14 protein-coding genes are annotated in these 16,624 nt (G+C 54.8%); 9 read left to right on the top strand and 5 right to left on the bottom strand.

Translation table 11 applies throughout. The features are described from left to right. Positions 1-33: 33 nt before the first annotated feature. Positions 34-1,131 (bottom strand): tyrosine-type recombinase/integrase, encoded by a 1,098-nt coding sequence (locus R0J87_RS13465; protein WP_498886832.1) that lies wholly within the window; start codon positions 1,129-1,131, stop codon positions 34-36. A 344-nt stretch (positions 1,132-1,475) separates the two neighbouring features. On the opposite strand from R0J87_RS13465, the gene R0J87_RS13460 reads away from it, so the two are divergent. Beyond that, entirely contained in the window at positions 1,476-2,519 is a 1,044-nt protein-coding gene (locus tag R0J87_RS13460) for a DNA-binding protein (protein WP_498886747.1), read from the top strand. Positions 2,520-2,578: 59 nt separating this feature from the next. Here the strand turns inward: R0J87_RS13460 and R0J87_RS13455 are convergent, their stop codons facing one another. Then, positions 2,579-4,213, bottom strand: coding sequence for a BCCT family transporter (locus R0J87_RS13455; RefSeq protein WP_498886745.1), 1,635 nt, complete (start codon positions 4,211-4,213; stop codon positions 2,579-2,581). Positions 4,214-4,435: 222 nt separating this feature from the next. Then, entirely contained in the window at positions 4,436-5,041 is a 606-nt protein-coding gene (nfuA, locus tag R0J87_RS13450) for a Fe-S biogenesis protein NfuA (protein ID WP_054645091.1), read from the bottom strand. A 271-nt stretch (positions 5,042-5,312) separates the two neighbouring features. Here nfuA and metH point away from each other — a divergent pair, with 271 nt between their 5' ends. The 4 genes from metH (at position 5,313) to R0J87_RS13430 (ending at position 12,681) form a co-directional block, all read left to right on the top strand. Next, entirely contained in the window at positions 5,313-9,008 is a 3,696-nt protein-coding gene (gene metH, locus R0J87_RS13445; protein WP_498886742.1) for a methionine synthase, read from the top strand. A 12-nt stretch (positions 9,009-9,020) separates the two neighbouring features. Continuing rightward, positions 9,021-10,373 (top strand): MATE family efflux transporter, encoded by a 1,353-nt coding sequence (locus tag R0J87_RS13440; RefSeq protein ID WP_498886740.1) that lies wholly within the window; start codon positions 9,021-9,023, stop codon positions 10,371-10,373. 120 nt (positions 10,374-10,493) lie between these two features. After that, positions 10,494-12,152, top strand: coding sequence for a nitrite/sulfite reductase (locus R0J87_RS13435; protein ID WP_498886738.1), 1,659 nt, complete (start codon positions 10,494-10,496; stop codon positions 12,150-12,152). Next, on the top strand, positions 12,139-12,681 hold the full coding sequence (locus R0J87_RS13430; protein ID WP_498886736.1) for a DUF934 domain-containing protein: 543 nt from the start codon (positions 12,139-12,141) through the stop codon (positions 12,679-12,681). Before R0J87_RS13435 ends, R0J87_RS13430 begins: the two co-directional genes overlap by 14 nt. A 57-nt stretch (positions 12,682-12,738) precedes the next feature. On the opposite strand, the gene smrA is transcribed toward R0J87_RS13430, so the two are convergent. Beyond that, complete coding sequence (gene smrA / locus R0J87_RS13425) at positions 12,739-13,329, bottom strand: DNA endonuclease SmrA (RefSeq protein ID WP_404345870.1); 591 nt, start codon at positions 13,327-13,329, stop codon at positions 12,739-12,741. A gap of 147 nt (positions 13,330-13,476) precedes the next feature. On the opposite strand from smrA, the gene R0J87_RS13420 reads away from it, so the two are divergent. From R0J87_RS13420 to R0J87_RS13410, 3 genes are read left to right on the top strand one after another with little or no spacing between them, the layout of a single operon-like run. After that, positions 13,477-13,953, top strand: coding sequence for a gamma-glutamylcyclotransferase family protein (locus R0J87_RS13420; protein ID WP_498886734.1), 477 nt, complete (start codon positions 13,477-13,479; stop codon positions 13,951-13,953). 58 nt (positions 13,954-14,011) lie between these two features. Beyond that, a complete protein-coding gene (gene wrbA / locus R0J87_RS13415; RefSeq protein ID WP_498886732.1) occupies positions 14,012-14,638 on the top strand; it encodes an NAD(P)H:quinone oxidoreductase in 627 nt (208 codons plus the stop codon). Next, positions 14,635-15,030 (top strand): DUF2069 domain-containing protein, encoded by a 396-nt coding sequence (locus R0J87_RS13410; RefSeq protein WP_404466309.1) that lies wholly within the window; start codon positions 14,635-14,637, stop codon positions 15,028-15,030. The genes wrbA and R0J87_RS13410 overlap by 4 nt, the downstream gene beginning before the upstream one ends. Here R0J87_RS13410 and R0J87_RS13405 read toward each other — a convergent pair. Next, on the bottom strand, positions 15,027-15,713 hold the full coding sequence (locus R0J87_RS13405; protein WP_498886730.1) for a cytochrome b/b6 domain-containing protein: 687 nt from the start codon (positions 15,711-15,713) through the stop codon (positions 15,027-15,029). The two genes, R0J87_RS13410 and R0J87_RS13405, sit on opposite strands and share 4 nt — an antisense overlap. Positions 15,714-15,909: 196 nt before the next feature. Between R0J87_RS13405 and pdxH the strand changes: the two genes are divergently transcribed. Beyond that, positions 15,910-16,554: a pyridoxamine 5'-phosphate oxidase gene (pdxH, locus tag R0J87_RS13400; RefSeq protein ID WP_404345860.1), complete on the top strand. Its 645-nt coding sequence runs from the start codon at positions 15,910-15,912 to the stop codon at positions 16,552-16,554. The last annotated feature ends 70 nt before the right edge of the window (positions 16,555-16,624 follow it).

Genomic DNA, 16,624 nt, shown 5'->3' with positions numbered 1-16,624 from the left:
ATCCTTTGGGTTGGTGAGTCACTGTACTGGGCATTATAACGTTTCGGACACCCTTTTTGGGGGTGTTTTCAGTCGATGACGCTGTTGCTCTTGATGCCACTCTTCAGCTTCTGTGTGCAAGTAACGGTTAGTGGTATCCAGCTTGGCATGGCGAGCGCTTTCGGCTAAGTAGCGCAGGCTAACGCCAGATTGGGCCTGATGCGTTATCGCCGTATGTCTTAGCCAGTGAGGCGTTGCGCGGCGCAGGGCGTCCACATAGGCAGGCTTTCCACCCTCCTCTTCTAGCGCATCCGCTGCCTTGGCAAAGGTCTCCTTGATGAGCCGATAAAGCTGGTTATCGCTAATTCCGCGTCGCTTATCCAGCGCTCGAATCACGGGTATAGGCTCGCTGTACGCCGGTAAAGGCTGCAAGCTCAATATGCTTCGCCAGGCTTTCAGCCCTAGCAGCATATCGTCGGGTACTGGAATGCGCGCTTGCTTGCTGCCTTTACCCACCACGCTCCACCACCAACGCCCCTCCTGCTCGTGAAAATCGTCCATTTGAGCGTTGGCCATTTCGCTTATACGGGGAGCCAGCAGGTACGCAAAGCTGAAAATAAAACGTCGACGGGCACTTTCATACACGTGGCGCTCATCATGACTGCTCAGGGGTTGGTTCAGCCACTGCCAAAACCACTGCCACAGTGGCTGCTCCAGATACCGTTCGATCGTCTGCGACTGATTATTAAGGCGTCGCGCTTTGTCGCGCATCAGCATAAAGGGGTTGTGCCCTACCCAGCCCGCCTCGACCAACCAACTGAAAAGCCCCTGCAGAATAATCAGGCTCTGCCGCCGGCTAGCGGGTGAAAGTCCGCTTCTAAAGGGTCGCCAATCAGGATGCTCTCTCGGTTTTGACGGCCCCACCCACTGCGAACGCGGCTGTGGGTCCTGCAGAAACGCCTCAAACTGGCGTAATGCCTCGCGGTTCATATCCTGTAAGCCGAGCCCTTGACTGCCCAGCCACAGCAGCAGTCGCTCTGCCTCCCGCCGATAGCTCTTAAGCGTTTGTGGGCTATCGCGATACTCCACAAGCCACAGCGATACCGCTTGATGATCACTGTTTGCTTCAATGCGCGCCATTTGGCTGCGCATCTCCAAGCCAACCTCCTCCTTGCCAGCCGCTTTGTTGTAAAGCGCAGCCTCTTCTGTAGGCATCTCTATGTGACGCTCGGTGTTTAGGGTGTCATCCCGATGCATGGTTAACGCATACAAAGCCGGGATAGATGATTTATCTGACATAGCAGTGCCCTATTGCTTCTTTTTAATTCAATGGCTTAAGTGTGACGCTACAGCTTTTAAAATTCAAGATAATAGGGGTAATCTTGAATTTTATGCCTATTTGATAAATATTATTACGTTTTACATATTACGTAATTATTGTATTTTCCAAGCATAACGTCGACAATACCGCTCTTCATTAAGTCAGGATGGTGATCATGGCTCGCAGTGGGATTCAGTACAGTGACGTTCAGCAAGCAATCGATACGCTGCTTGCTCGTGGAGACACGCCCAGCGTGCAGCGCATTCGTGAAGTGCTGGGCACGGGAAGCTTTACAACGATCAGCGAGCACTTTCGCTTATGGCGTACCGAGCGTGAGCAGAACCGGGATGTACCGCCCCCCAAAGGCGTGCCTGAAGTAGTCGTTAATGTCGCCAGCGAGCTATGGCGCGAGGCCCAAGACGTCGCTAACCAAGCGCTGGTTCACTACCGTGAAGATGCCAATCGCCAAGTAGAAAGCGCTCAACAGGCAGCTGCCGAGGCGCTACAGCAGGCGGCAAACGCCGAGCAGCGTGAAAGCGCACTGGCGGCTCACTTTCGCCAGACCGAAGAGCGCCTTGAAACGCTTAATCGAGAGCTGGCAGAGAGCCAAGCCAATGAGCGCCACTGGCAGCAACAAGCAGAAAATCTCCACCAGGAGGCTGCCCAACACCGCCATCAGCTAGACCAAACCCAGCAAGCGTTAAAAGAAGCGCAAACGCATTACAGTGAAAAGCTCGAAGAGCAGCAGAAGAGTTGGGAGCAGCGCTTAGCCCAAGAAGAGCAGCGCAACGAGGCATCAGAAGGAAAGTTGATGGCGCTATTGGATACGTTACGACAAGAGCGCGCCCAGGAAGAAAAAGCGTTGCAGAAGCGCCTACAGCAGTGGGAGCAACGAGCAGATGCGCTGAGCCATGAGCTGAAGCAAAAAAATGACGCTCTTCAGGGTTATCAGCAAGAGTGTAGCTCGCTCAAGCAGCGCACCACCGAGCTTGAGCGCCAAAACGGTGAGCTGCATACCCATCGCAGCACGCTCGAAGAGTCGCTAGAGAAAGCGCACAAAGCGCTGGAAACTCAGCAGCAGCAAACGCGAGACGGTGAGCACTGGCAAGAGCAGCTATGGCAGCGCATGGCTTCCTTGCAAGCGCAGCTGGCAGAGCTACCTAATACACTGGCTAGCAACAGCGATGAAACAGCTGACACAAAAAAGCCATCCCAATAGTGGGATGGCTACTCAGTATGAAGGAGTCAGGAGCTATACAGGCAGGCTATGTGTATAGGCTATGATTTGCTGGGTTCGCTACTCTGCTCATCGGGTAGCTCCCACGAACCCTTTTCGGTCCATGGGTCGTTTTCCGGGAACTCTTCGATATTGATTTCTGGCTCATCGTAGTCAGGTTGGTAGCGCAAATCGTAGTGCGCCGCCCTCACCATCGACACCATGAGCAGCACTGAAATCAGCAGCAGCGGCACACCGCTCACAATGCTGGCGGTCTGTAGTGTTTGCAGCCCTCCTAAGAACAGCAGAGACATTGGCAGCAGTGACAGCGTGAAGGCCCAAAAAAGGCGGTGCCACCGCGCAGGCTCTTTATCGAGCTTCTTCTCCGCGGCAGAAGAGAGAATGTAGGCAATCGAATCAAAGGTTGTCGCAGTGAAAATAGACAGCAGAATCACCACCGCTAACGTCACCAGCCAAGAGAGCGGCAGTTGGCTCAGAACTGCATAGAAGGCCGCATTAGCTGACTGATCGTTCATCACTTGGATGACGTCTAACGTGCCTGAAAGTTGTAAATAAAGACCGTAGTTGCCAAGAATGATAAAAAACAGCGCGCAGCCCAGTGAGCCAAAGAAGATCGACCCGGCCACCATAGTTTTAATACGGCGTCCTTTAGAAATACGCGCAATGAACAGACCCACCGTTGGGGCAAACACTAGCCACCACGCCCAGTAAAAAATCGTCCATGACTGGTGAAAGCCCGTGTCTTCAAAGCCGCTTAAGTCGCCAAAGGGTTCGGTCCAGGTCGCCATTTGAACGAGGTTACTGAGCATTAGGCCAATAGAATTTAGTCCGATATCTAGAATAAATACCGTAGGGCCCATCACTAGAACAAACAGCAGTACAGCCAAACCAAGCCACATGTTGATGTCAGACAGCATCTCGATGCCGCCCTTCAAACCGCGCCACGCGCTCACGGCAAAAATGGCCGTGGTTCCTATCAATACGGCAATTTGGCTGGTGGCATTAGGGTTGAAAGAGAACAGGTTACCCAGCCCTTCATTGATCAACGGCACCAAAATACCCAGCGACGTTGCGCCGCCGCCCAGCATGCCGAAAATAAACAGAATATCGATAATGTTACCCAGCCAGCTTCTGGCCAGTTTTTCACCCAGCACGGGGCGTATAGCTTCACTGATGCGCAGCACTTTATGTTTACGAACGTGAAGGAAGTACGCCATGGGCAGTGCGGGTACGAGGTAGATCGACCAGGCAATAGGGCCCCAGTGGAACATACCGTACGTCGCCGCCCATGCGGTTGCCTCTTCAGAGAAAGGCTCGACATGGAAGGGAGGGTTTTGCAGGTAGTACATCCACTCGACCATGCCCCAGAACACAACCGCCCCGCCGATGCCTGCTGCAAACAGCATCGCGCCCCAGGAGAGCAGCGAAAACTCCGGCTCGGCGTCTACATCACCCAGCTTGATTTGCCCTATATCGCTAAACACGATGTAGAACATAAAGCCCAGCGAAGCGACACCCATGGCAAGATAGAGCACGCCGAAATTGGTTGTGACAAAGCTTTGCGCTGCCATCACCCAAACACGCCCCATCTCTGGAAACAGTATGAGCGGTAGCGTCACCGCAAGTAGCAGGCCCAACGACCCGAAAAAGATAGGTTTATGGATATTAGAAAACACAGATGAGCGTTTAATGGCCGTCTCTCCATGGCACTTTGTAGGGAACTCTCTCGCCATGACGGCTTAGAGAATAGCTTTACAATAGTGTTACATGGAATAAACGTTGACCGCTAGCAACGGCTTCTATCGCCTATCGTTTTTGCATATCAGAGCGCACACAAAAAAAGCCCAGCAGTGGCCTGCTGGGCTTTTGCGACGCTAGCAAAGTATCTGAAGGATGCTCTAGCGGTAATAAGCGTTCGTTGTATCAGTATGGTCAGTCACGTCGCGAATGCCTGCCAATTCAGGGATGCGATCCATCAGCGTTTTCTCTACGCCATCTTTAAGCGTGAGATCCACCGCTGCACACCCTTGGCAACCGCCGCCAAACGCTAGAATCGCCACGCGGTCTTCTGTCAGCTCGACAAGCTTAATCTCGCCGCCGTGAGCCGCTAGTCCAGGATTGATTTCACTGTAGAGCGTATAGTTGATACGGTCTTCCAGCGGGCTGTCGGCATTCACCTTGGGCATTTTAGCGTTGGGTGCTTTAATCGTCAGCTGTCCGCCCATACGGTCAGCGTTAAAGTCGACAACCGCTTCTTCTAAAAACGCTAGGCTGTTTTTATCGAGAAATACGCCGATCTTCTCAAGTTCCAGCTTCACGTCGGTAGGCTCTTCTTCTCCAGGACGGCAATAGGCTAAGCAGGTTTCTGCATAGGGCGTGCCGGGCTGAGTGATGAAGATGCGTACAGCGATGCCTTCAACGTTCTGCTTTTCCAGCAGTTCCGCTAAGTAGTCTTGTGCACTGTCGGTAATGTTAATGCCGGGCGCTTCGATAGTCGTGGTCATAAGGGATGTTATCCTCCCGTGGTAGTGGCAAGGCCACATCACATGTCATTTGTCCCTATGGTAAGCAAAACCGCGTGCCGACACAATCCCGAGTGTTTTAGTCGGCTATTGCTCTCGCCTATGAGTGCGGCTAATAAGGATGCTGCAATAACTTCACGCCCGCGCTTGCTGCCCTATGGGGCGCCCTTTGGTATGATAGCCGCCGCTCACCTAATGACGACGACTATAAAAATATCCTTTTCGACTGAGACGCTGGAGATTTTCCCCTGCCATGGCCGCTAGTGATTTGAATGCATCCCTCACCCAACGCCTTGCCCAACGCATCCTGATTCTGGATGGCGGCATGGGCACCATGCTGCAGAATGCCCAGCTCAGCGAAGACGATTTTCGCGGTGAACGCTTTCGCGACTGGCCGTCTGATCTAAAAGGCAATAACGATTTATTGGCGCTTACCTGCCCAGATGTTGTTGCGCGTATTCATCGCGACTACTTATTAGCAGGCGCAGATATTCTAGAAACCAACACGTTCAACAGCACCCGGTTATCGCAAGCTGATTATGGCATGGAAGATTTAGTGCCAGAACTCAACCGAGAATCAGCACGGCTGGCGCGGGAAGTGTGTGATGCTGTCGCGGCAGAAACCGACATCCCACGCTACGTGGCCGGGGTACTCGGCCCCACGTCCCGCACGGCGTCTCTTTCCCCTGATGTGAACGACCCCTCTAAACGCAATGTGACGTTTGATGAGCTGCGGGAAAACTATTACGAAGCCGCTAATGCGCTGATCGAAGGCGGTGCCGATCTCATCATGATCGAAACCATCTTTGACACACTCAATGCCAAAGCCGCGATTTATGCGCTTGAAGAGCTGTTTGAGGATCTAGGCCGCCGCCTGCCGGTGATGATTTCTGGCACGATTACCGATGCCTCCGGACGTACGCTCTCCGGGCAAACCACGGAAGCCTTCTGGAACTCCGTGCGCCACGCTCAGCCGCTCTCGGTTGGCCTGAACTGTGCACTGGGCGCGGAAGAACTTCGCCCCTATCTAGAAGAGCTATCGACCAAAGCCGATACGTTTGTCTCTGCCCACCCCAATGCGGGCCTGCCCAATGAGTTTGGTGAGTACGACCAAACGCCCGAAGAGATGGCAGCCATTGTGGGTGAGTTTGCGCAAAGCGGCTTAGTCAACATCATCGGTGGCTGCTGTGGGTCAACGCCGGAACATATTCGCGCCATTGCCGATGCCGTGCGTCCTATGGCGCCTCGCCAAATACCAGAGCGCAGCAAAGCGTGCCGCCTGTCGGGTCTTGAACCCTACAATATTGAAGCCGACTCCCTGTTTGTGAACGTGGGTGAGCGTACCAATGTCACTGGCTCCGCGCGCTTTAAGCGTTTAATCGTTGAAGAGGACTTCACCACCGCACTCGAGGTTGCCCTTGAGCAAGTTGAGAGCGGCGCACAGATTATCGACATCAACATGGATGAAGGCATGTTGGAGTCGAAGGAAGCCATGGTGCGCTTCCTGAACCTGATTGCGGGCGAGCCCGACATTGCCCGCGTGCCGATCATGATCGACTCCTCGAAATGGGACATCATTGAAGCAGGCCTGAAGTGCGTTCAAGGCAAGGCGGTTGTTAACTCAATCTCTCTAAAAGAAGGCGAAGCCGCCTTCCGCGAGCAGGCAACTAAATGCCGCCGCTTCGGTGCGGCGATTGTCGTCATGGCGTTTGATGAAGAGGGTCAGGCCGACACCTTTGCCCGCAAAACCGAAATTTGTGAGCGGGCCTACCGCCTGCTGGTCGATGAAATCGGCTTTCCTGCAGAAGATATTATTTTTGATCCCAACATCTTTGCGATTGCTACCGGTATTGAAGAGCACAATAACTACGCGGTCGATTTCATTGAAGCGGCTCAGTGGATTCGTGAGAACCTGCCCCACGCGATGATCTCGGGCGGTGTCTCCAACGTTTCGTTCTCGTTCCGGGGTAACAACCCGGTACGCGAAGCGATCCACTCGGTGTTTCTCTACCACGCCATTCGCGCCGGGCTCAGCATGGGTATTGTGAACGCTGGTCAGCTAGCGGTTTACGATGACCTGCCTGCCGAGCTGCGCGATGCAGTGGAAGACGTGGTACTGAATCGTCGCGCTGACGGCACTGAACGCCTGCTGGACCTCGCCGACAAATACAAAGGGGATGGCAGCGGCCCTGCTAAAAAAGAAGATTTAGAGTGGCGCAGCTGGCCCGTCAACAAGCGTATTGAACACGCGCTGGTGAAAGGTGTGACTGCCTTTATCGAGGAAGATACCGAAAAGGCTCGTGCGCAGGCCGCTCGCCCCATTGAGGTGATCGAAGGCCCGCTCATGGACGGCATGAACGTGGTGGGCGACCTGTTTGGCGCGGGCAAAATGTTCCTGCCCCAGGTGGTCAAGTCGGCTCGCGTCATGAAGCAAGCGGTCGCTTATCTGATCCCTTATATTGAAGCGGAAAAAAGCGAAGACACCCAAGCTAAGGGCAAGATCGTTATGGCCACGGTGAAGGGTGACGTACACGATATCGGTAAAAATATTGTCGGCGTCGTGCTGCAGTGTAATAACTACGAAGTGATTGACCTGGGTGTGATGGTACCCACCGAGAAAATCCTGCAGGCCGCCATCGACCACAATGCCGATATCATCGGCCTCTCTGGCCTGATTACGCCCTCGCTGGATGAAATGGTGCATGTGGCCAAAGAGATGCAGCGCCGTGGTATGAACCTACCGCTGCTGATTGGCGGTGCCACCACCTCAAAAGCGCACACGGCGGTGAAAATCGAGCCGCAGTACGAGCACCCCGTTATTTATGTGACGGATGCTTCCCGTGCGGTCGGCGTGGCTGGCAAGCTGCTGGCACCCAATTTGAAATCTGCTTACGTGGCCGAAATTCGCGAAGAGTACGAAAAAGTGCGCGAGCGTAACGCCAAACGTCGCCCGAAAGCGGCTGACCTGGATTACACCCAAGCCCGTAAACGCCGCTTCCGCACCGATTGGGCGAATCACACCCCTGCCAAGCCGAACACGCTGGGTCTGATGACCTTTGACGATTACGACCTGGAAGAGTTGGTTGAGCGTATCGACTGGACGCCCTTCTTCATGAGCTGGCAGCTCGCCGGGAAGTACCCCAAGATTCTCAACGATGACGTGGTGGGTGAAGCCGCCCAAAACCTGTTTGCCGATGCCAAAGTAATGCTAAGCAAGCTGATTGACGAAAAGCGCGTACAGGCGCGGGGCGTGATTGGCTTATGGCCCGCTAACAGCGTGGATGACGACGTGATTGAAGTCTACGCCGATGAGAGCCGCACCGAAGTAGTCGAGCGCTTACACCACATTCGCCAGCAAACCACCAAAGGCCGCGACGGCATCTGCTACAGCCTAGCCGACTTCATCGCTCCTAAAGAGAGTGGCAAGCCGGACTGGATTGGCGGCTTCGCCGTCACTACTGGCCACGGTGTTGACGAGCTTTCCAAGGCCTATGAAGCGGCAGGTGATGACTACAACGCTATTATGGTGCAGGCACTCACCGACCGTTTGGCAGAAGCCTTTGCCGAACGCATGCACGAAAGAGTGCGTAAAGAGTTCTGGGGCTACGTGCCCGAAGAAACGCTGGATAACGAAGCACTGATTGCAGAAAAGTACCAAGGTATTCGTCCTGCACCGGGCTACCCCGCCTGCCCCGACCATACCGAGAAGGCAACGCTTTTCCGCTTGCTCAACGCGCCTGATAACACAGGCCTTACGCTGACGGAAAATTTCGCTATGTGGCCGGCAGCGGCGGTATCGGGCTGGTACTTTGCTCACCCACAGTCGAAGTACTTCTCTACCGGCAAAATTACCCGCGACCAAGTCGAAGCGCTGGCTGAGCGTAAGCAGATGCCGTTGGAGGAGATGGAGCGCTGGCTGTCGCCGGTACTCTCTTACGACCCTAGCTAATAGCCTCAGCGTATGTCGCCGGTGGTTCGTCGTCAGGGAAAGGTCATGCGCTTGGCCTTCCCCATTATGTTGGGCATGCTCTCCCAGAGCGTGCTCAACCTTATTGATGCCGCCATGGTCGGCCATTTAGGCCACGAAGCACTGGCGGGCGTCGGTATCGGTGGCTATGCCATGTTTATGATGACGGCACTGGTCTTCGGGCTCTCCTCCAGCGTGCAGTCGCAAACCGCCCATGCTTCAGGTGCTGAAAAAGCCTGCACTGACCAGCCGCTCACTACCCAGCCGCTTCGAGCTGGCTTAATGATTGGCTTAGCCATTGGCGTGCCGCTCTCTTGCCTTGCTTGGTGGCAAGCGCCTGCCCTCATTCAACTGATGGCACCCTCAGATGCAGTTACGCAGATCGCCATTGAGTACTTCCGCTGGCGCGTTGTAGCGCTCACGGTGATTGCGCTGACTCTTTGCCTGCGCGGCTACTGGAATGGATTGCAGCAGACGCACCTTTATCTACGTATTATCGTGTTCGTGCATGTTGTGAACGTCGCCCTCAGCGCGGCGCTGATTTACGGTATTGGGGGGTTACCAGCATTCGGCGTAAACGGCGCCGCTATCGGCACTACTCTTTCGTTGCTGCTTGGGCTGTTCATCTGGGCTGTCATTACGTGGCGGCAATGCTCCCCGCTAACTCGCCTCTTGCCTTCATGGCATGGCGTGAAGGTCGCTCTGAAGCTCGCGTTTCCCCACTCACTACAGCAGCTATGGTTTGCCGCAGGCTACGTGGTGCTGTTTTGGCTGCTGGGCCAGTTGGGTACATCCAGCGTAGCCGTAGGCCATGTGCTGGTGAATTTATCCCTCTTACTGATTTTGCCGGGAGTTGGCGTTGGCGTGGCCGCCATGAGCCTTGTAGGCGAAGCGCTAGGCCGCGACGATCAGCAGGCCGCCCACCGCTGGGGCATTGACGCCTTAAGTGTTGCCGGTATGCTGCTGACTGTTTTAGCGTTACCCATGCTCGTTATGCCCGAGCCCATTTTGAGCATCTTTTTTACCGATGAGGCGCTGGTGCAGCTAGGGAGACTGCCGCTGAAAATCACCGGCTTGATGATCGTGCTTGACGCTGCAGCACTGGTGCTGGCGCAGGCATTGATGGGCGCAGGTGCGCAGCGCACCGTCATGCTGCTGACGCTGGGCATGCAGTGGCTCCTCTTTTTGCCGCTGGCCTGGTGGGTGGGTATTTGGCTTGGCTACGGCCTTGTCGGTGTATGGTTGACGCAGCTCTTTTACCGGTTGCTCAACTCCAGCAGTTTTTTGTGGGTATGGCAGCGACGCCGCTGGCTGGCCCACGGTTTTAAAATAGACGTTTCTAAATAGCATTTAACGATAAAAAGATAATTATATATTCTTTTGTAGAATATGACGCCCGCGTTAAGGTGACGGCACATTACCGTCCGTCTCGACGTGACCATTTCGCTTTTAGCAGGATCGTGCCCCATGTACCGTTATGATATTCACGACCAAACGCTGGTTGACGAGCGCGTAGCTCAGTTCCGCGATCAGATGGAACGCTACCAGGCCGGACGTTTGGGAGAAGAAGAGTTTCGCCCGCTACGGCTTCAAAACGGCCTGTATATTCAAAAGCACGCACCCATGCTGCGCATTGCCATCCCTTACGGGATGCTAGCAGGCGCTCAACTGCGTGCACTGGCTGACATTACCCGCCGCTACGACCGCGGCTACGGTCACTTCACGACGCGCCAAAACCTGCAGCTCAACTGGCCCGCGCTAGAAGACGTGCCGGATATCCTGGGCGAACTTGCAAAAGTACAGATGCACGCCATCCAAACCAGCGGCAACTGCATCCGTAACACCACCAGTGACCAATTTGCCGGTATTGCCAACGATGAAGTGGAAGACCCACGCCCCTGGTGCGAGCTTATTCGTCAGTGGTCGACACTACATCCGGAATTCGCTTACCTGCCGCGCAAATTCAAAATTGCCGTCAGCGGTGCAGCACAAGATCGCGCAGCTATTCAAGTGCACGACATTGGCCTGCGTCTGTGGCGCAACGAGGAAGGCGAGCTGCGCATTAAAGTGCTGGCCGGTGGTGGCCTGGGCCGCACGCCCATGATTGGCGATGTGGTGCGCGAAGACCTGCCCTGGCAGCACCTGCTGACGTATCTTGAAGCCTGCGTACGGGTTTACAACCAGTTCGGCCGCCGGGACAACAAGTTCAAGGCACGCATTAAGATCTTGGTGAAAGCGCTAGGCATTGAAGAGTTTCGCCGCCGGGTTGATGAAGAGTGGGCGCACCTGAAAGATGGCCCGCAAACGTTGAACCAAGCAGCGGTCGATGCCGCCAAGGTGCACTTCCCTGAGCCTGATCGTCGCCCGGTAGCAGCGAGCGCCACGGAAGATTTCGACAAGCTACGCAGTGAAAACCGCAGCTTTGCGCGCTTTGTGACCAATAACGTGACCGACCACAAAGTGCCGGGCTACAAAGCCGTCACGCTGTCGCTGAAGCGCCGCGAGCACGCACCGGGGGATGTCACCGCCGACCAGATGGAAGCCGTTGCTGATTTGGCTGACCGCTACAGCTTTGGTGAAGTGCGTGTTACTCACGAGCAGAACCTAGTGCTATCGGATGTGCCGGTTGACGAGCTAGAAGCGCTGTGGAGAGAGCTGGACGCGCTCGGCATGGCCAATCCTACTGTTGGCACGCTGAACGACATTATCTGCTGCCCCGGTGGCGACTATTGCGGCCTTGCCAATGCGGTCTCTATTCCGATTGCCCAGGCGCTTCAAGAGCGGTTTGAAGACTTAGACTTCCTCTACGACCTTGGCCCGCTGGATCTGAACATTTCAGGCTGCATGAACGCCTGTGGTCACCACCACGTCGGCCACATCGGTATTTTGGGTGTCGATAAGAAAGGCGAAGAGTACTACCAGATTTCTATTGGCGGTAACTCCACCGATGATGCCTCACTGGGCAAAATTCTGGGCCCCTCTTTCTTCCGTGAAGACGTGCCGGGCGTGGTTGAGAAAGTGCTGGAAGTCTATGTGGCCGAGCGTCACGAAGACGAGCGTTTCCTGGATACTTATCGCCGCATTGGCCTAAAACCCTTTAAGGAGCGTGTTTATGCCCAGCAATGACACCCAAACCGAAGCGGTTGAACAAACCCCGGTTCATGTAGATCATTTAATTGAAAACGGTGAGCTGGCTGCAGAGAATGCGTGGTGTGTCTCCTACGATGCCAACGAATTGCCAGAACAACGCCCTGCGTTTGTTCCATTGGCTCTCTGGCAGGCGAACCAGGACGATAACGAGCTCGCCCCTCTGCTCACGAGTGACACTGAACTCACTACCGAGCTTGGCGGCACTTTGAAAGGCGCCTCTGCCATTGCCGTAGACTTTCCTGCATTCACTGATGGTCGCGGCTACACCATCGCCCGACTGCTGCGCGAGCGTTATGGCTACACAGGTGAAATTCGCGCGGTTGGCGATGTGCTGGTGGATCAGTTGGATTACATGCGCCGCTGTGGTTTCTCCACCATGGCACTGCGTGATGACCAGCACCCTGAAGATGCACTTCGCGCTCTGAACGCCTTTAGCGTTCGTTACCAAACTGATGTGGAAGAGCGCCAAGCGCTGTTTGAAAAGCGTTTAGCGGCTAGCCACTAAACCGCTCTACTGCACTGCAAACGCCGACAGGGCCAGCCCTTGTCGGCGTTTTTGCGTTTAACCACGCCGTTTCTGCTGGCGCTCTCGGTTATTGGCTTTGGCGCGATCGCTTTTACGCAGCATCACCCACGTAGCACCTAGCCCACCTTCAGATGGCTGAGCAGATACGTAGGCCTGCACTTCGTCAAACTGGGTGAGCCACTTGGCAATATAAGAACGCAGTACGTTGGCAGGGCTATCGAGCTCTCGCCCTCTTCCGTGAACAATTAACACCGAGCGTAGATCGTGGGTATAGGCTTCTTGGATAAAGGGAAACAGCATCCTGCGGCATTCGGCGAGTGGTCGTCTTAATAGATGTAGCTGCGCCTGAACGCTGTAACCACCGTGCTTTAATTTATCGACAACGCCCTGCTGAATCCCTTCACGACGAAACTCGATAGGATCGAACGGTGGCAGCAGGTCAACAAAGTCGTCAGATAAAAAGTTACGCTCATCTAAGCGCTCGGCAGCGCTTTCACGCCTAGCCAGCTGGGCTTCTGAGGGCCGCTGACGTTGGGGGCCTGTGTCTGCGCGATTACGTTGGGGAAGTGGCTTCACATCGCCCACTAGCGCGCGGAAATCCATCTCATCACGAAGTGTCTGGCTCATAACAGGCTCCTCCGATAGGGTCTGATGCTTAGTCTAATGCCTAAGCGACGATGCTTATCGTAGCAAAATCAACGACACTGCTTAAGACTTGTCTTGTGATCGACAGTTCTTCACTCTAAAACGTCACACTTTGCGTAGGATATTGGCATGATTTGGTTAAAGCGGTTAGTGGTGGTCTCGCTATTCTGCGTAATGGGAGTGGCCGTCTGGCTATGGCTGACCATGCTAAGCCCCTGGTTCTACGATCGACCAGAAGCGCTACCGGCTATTGAGCAGCGCACCCATCAGGTGTTTGTCTACGGTACGCTGCGCTACCTGCCCGTACGCTGGGTTGTGATGGGTTCTTCTGGCTCTCCGCAGCCTGCCCGTCTTGATGGATTCAAGCGCAAAGGGCTGGACCTTGCCGCGAGCGAAGACAATCATGTTGATGGCCTGCTACTCACGGTAACGCCCGAAGCGCTGGCTCGGCTGGATCGCTATGAGCGGCTGGGCATTCGCTATGAGCGCGTTGAGCAGACGCTTTCCGACGGGACTTCTGCCTGGGTCTACGTGCGTCTCCCCGCGCTGGGGCAGCACGACATCTACTCTCCTGCCCAGGGAATAGCTCTGGTAACATACGACTAGTTTTTCGTGACCGTACAGCATCGCATACGGTCGCCACCCCTACTGCTTAGGACACGCCATGAGTGAAGCCACGCCGTATGTACTGATTCTGTATTACTCCCGCTCAGGAGCCACTGCAGACATGGCCCGCCAAATAGCGGCTGGCGTAGAGAGCATCTCCGGCATTGAAGCCCGCTTGCGCACAGTACCTGCCGTATCACCGACCTGTGAGGCCGTTGCTCCTGAAATCCCCGAGGAAGGTGCCGTATATGCTGACCTGGACGATTTACGCCACTGCAGTGCCCTTGCCTTAGGCAGCCCCACTCGCTTTGGCAACATGGCCGCACCGATGAAATATTTTCTCGATACTACCAGCAGCTTATGGATGAACGGGGCACTCATCGACAAACCTGCCTGCGCGTTTACCTCTAGCTCCAGTTTACACGGTGGCCAGGAAAGCACCCTGTTGACCATGCTAGTGCCGCTGCTTCATCACGGCATGGTGTATGCGGGTATTCCCTATAATGAAACGGAGCTGCTAAGCACCCAGCAGGGTGGCACACCGTATGGAGCCAGCCACGTTGCCGGTGCACGTAGCGACCGCCCGGTTGACGAGCACGAACGCGCACTGTGTCAGGCACAAGGAAAGCGGTTAGCACGATTAGCACTGGCACTCCAAAAAATGCGTCAGGAGGAATCGTCATGAAGCAGTGGCTTGAAGGGCTTGAGGCTGAGCATGGTATTGATAAGCTCACCCGGCTGACGCGGCAACTGGTGATCGGTAGCTTCATTGTCTTGCTGCTACTGGTCATCTATCGCGGCTTTTTTGTACAAGGCGAGACGTTTAATTGGCGCCCTGTTGTAGCCTTCGTGCTGCCACTGGTGCTGTTTCTACCGTCTATTATTGGCCAACGGGCGCGCGGGCACGCCTGGCTTGCCTTTGTCAGCCTGCTCTATTTCACTCAAGGGGTGATGTTGGCTACGCTGCCAGGGCAAGGCACCCGCGGTGTGTTAGAAGCCATCGTATCGCTGGTACTGTTCACCGCCTGCATGGGGTATGCCCGTTTTCGCAGCCGTCAGCAGCGCCTTAACGGTTAATAAAACCAGAGCCAACCACTTACGCCTGCTGCAACCAATAGCGCACCAATCGCATAGCGCTTTTGCGCACGGTTAGCAGCAGGCTTTGCATCGGCTGGCGCGTTTGAAAAACGCTTGATGCCCGTCAGCATAGCGGGGACTAAGCGCTCGCCCTGCAGAGTATGCCAAACCAGCCCCGCCAGATGTAAACCAATCAATATCAGCAGCAGGTCGCTATTCAACGAATGCAGCCGTGGCAGCACATCGCCCAATGCTGGGCCAAACAGCCCGTAAAGCGGAGCCTGAAAGAAGATATCATCGCTTAAAAACAGTCCGCTGACGGCTTGAAACCCCAATGACAACAGCAACAAAACTACCATCCACCCGCCTAGCGGGTTGTGGCTGGCATAGTGCGGGGCGCGCCGTGTCATCAGCGCCTTCGAGTAATGTGCGGTCGCTTTAGGCCCATACAGAAAAGTGCTAAAACGAGCATAAGTAGAACCCACTAAGCCCCAAATAAAACGAAAAACAAGCAGGCCAATAATCACGTAGCCGGCCTGGGCGTGTACCTCAATGGGAAATAAAAACGGGGCACCCGTGGTTTTGGTGGTGTAAAACGAAATCACCACCGCCGCTAACAGGGACCAGTGAAACAAACGGATGAACCTATCCCATACAGCTATGCGTGTAGTGCGACTCTGCATCAAGCTATCCTCTATCGTCATACTGGTAGAGTTTCTCATTTATTGCTGTTTTCTCATAGAAGCATTCGGCACGCCTGCCAACGCTTCCACAATGTGCCTTGCGTTTGCCCTGACACACCGAACAACACTTGAGCTTTGCCGGTAGACCAGCGAACATGAGTGTAATGCAACATATAACTGCAAGGGAGCTTCACCAATGACACGTAATATTGCCGACGTCAGGCGTGACTATGAGGGCGGCCGCTTAGACGAGGCGCAAACCCCCGATAATCCGTTTGTCATGTTTGATGAGTGGTTCAACCTTGCGCTAGAGAGCGAGGGTAAAGATGGCAATGCCATGACGCTGGCCACGGTGGATAGCCAGGGCCGCCCACACGCACGGGTGGTGCTCCTTAAGGGGTTTGATGAGCAGGGAATGGTGTTTTTCACCAACTACCACAGCCATAAGGGCAGCGAGTTAAACAACGTTCCATTTGCTGCACTCACGTTCTGGTGGCCATCACTATCCCGCCAAGTGCGCATTGAAGGCCCGGTGGAGCAAGTGCCCGCTAAAGAGTCTGATGAGTACTTCAGCAGCCGCCCACGGGGCAGCCAGCTCGGCGCGTGGATTGCGACCCAAAGTGTGGTTATTCCCGATCGCAATTGGATTGAAGAGCGCCAAAAGCGCTTTGAGCAAGCCTATGAAGGCCAGGATATTCCACGCCCTATTCATTGGGGCGGCTACCGGGTGAATCCAGAAATGATCGAGTTCTGGCAGGGACAGCCCAGCCGTCTGCATGACCGGCTGCGCTATGAGCGCCGTGATGGCGGTGAATGGAGCCGCTTCCGCCTAGCGCCCTAAGCTCTAGGCGCTAAGTTCTAGGCGTCAAGTTCTAGACGTTAAGTTCTAAGCGCTGCCCACATTAACACCA

It is taken from the genome of Halomonas sp. SIMBA_159 (genome assembly GCF_046536035.1).
Classification (GTDB): domain Bacteria; phylum Pseudomonadota; class Gammaproteobacteria; order Pseudomonadales; family Halomonadaceae; genus Vreelandella; species Vreelandella venusta_A.
Note: the sequence above shows the minus strand (reverse complement) of the source record. Positions and strands in the feature narration are given on the sequence as shown.

Coding starts and splice junctions, on each gene's coding strand:
- R0J87_RS13405 (WP_498886730.1), bottom strand. CDS start 15,713: ATGCAGAGTCGCACTACACGCATAGCTGTATGGGATAGGTTCATCCGT.
- metH (WP_498886742.1), top strand. CDS start 5,313: ATGGCCGCTAGTGATTTGAATGCATCCCTCACCCAACGCCTTGCCCAA.
- smrA (WP_404345870.1), bottom strand. CDS start 13,329: ATGAGCCAGACACTTCGTGATGAGATGGATTTCCGCGCGCTAGTGGGC.
- R0J87_RS13460 (WP_498886747.1), top strand. CDS start 1,476: ATGGCTCGCAGTGGGATTCAGTACAGTGACGTTCAGCAAGCAATCGAT.
- wrbA (WP_498886732.1), top strand. CDS start 14,012: ATGAGTGAAGCCACGCCGTATGTACTGATTCTGTATTACTCCCGCTCA.
- R0J87_RS13410 (WP_404466309.1), top strand. CDS start 14,635: ATGAAGCAGTGGCTTGAAGGGCTTGAGGCTGAGCATGGTATTGATAAG.
- R0J87_RS13430 (WP_498886736.1), top strand. CDS start 12,139: ATGCCCAGCAATGACACCCAAACCGAAGCGGTTGAACAAACCCCGGTT.
- R0J87_RS13420 (WP_498886734.1), top strand. CDS start 13,477: ATGATTTGGTTAAAGCGGTTAGTGGTGGTCTCGCTATTCTGCGTAATG.
- pdxH (WP_404345860.1), top strand. CDS start 15,910: ATGACACGTAATATTGCCGACGTCAGGCGTGACTATGAGGGCGGCCGC.
- R0J87_RS13465 (WP_498886832.1), bottom strand. CDS start 1,131: ATGCGCAGCCAAATGGCGCGCATTGAAGCAAACAGTGATCATCAAGCG.
- R0J87_RS13440 (WP_498886740.1), top strand. CDS start 9,021: ATGTCGCCGGTGGTTCGTCGTCAGGGAAAGGTCATGCGCTTGGCCTTC.
- R0J87_RS13435 (WP_498886738.1), top strand. CDS start 10,494: ATGTACCGTTATGATATTCACGACCAAACGCTGGTTGACGAGCGCGTA.
- nfuA (WP_054645091.1), bottom strand. CDS start 5,041: ATGACCACGACTATCGAAGCGCCCGGCATTAACATTACCGACAGTGCA.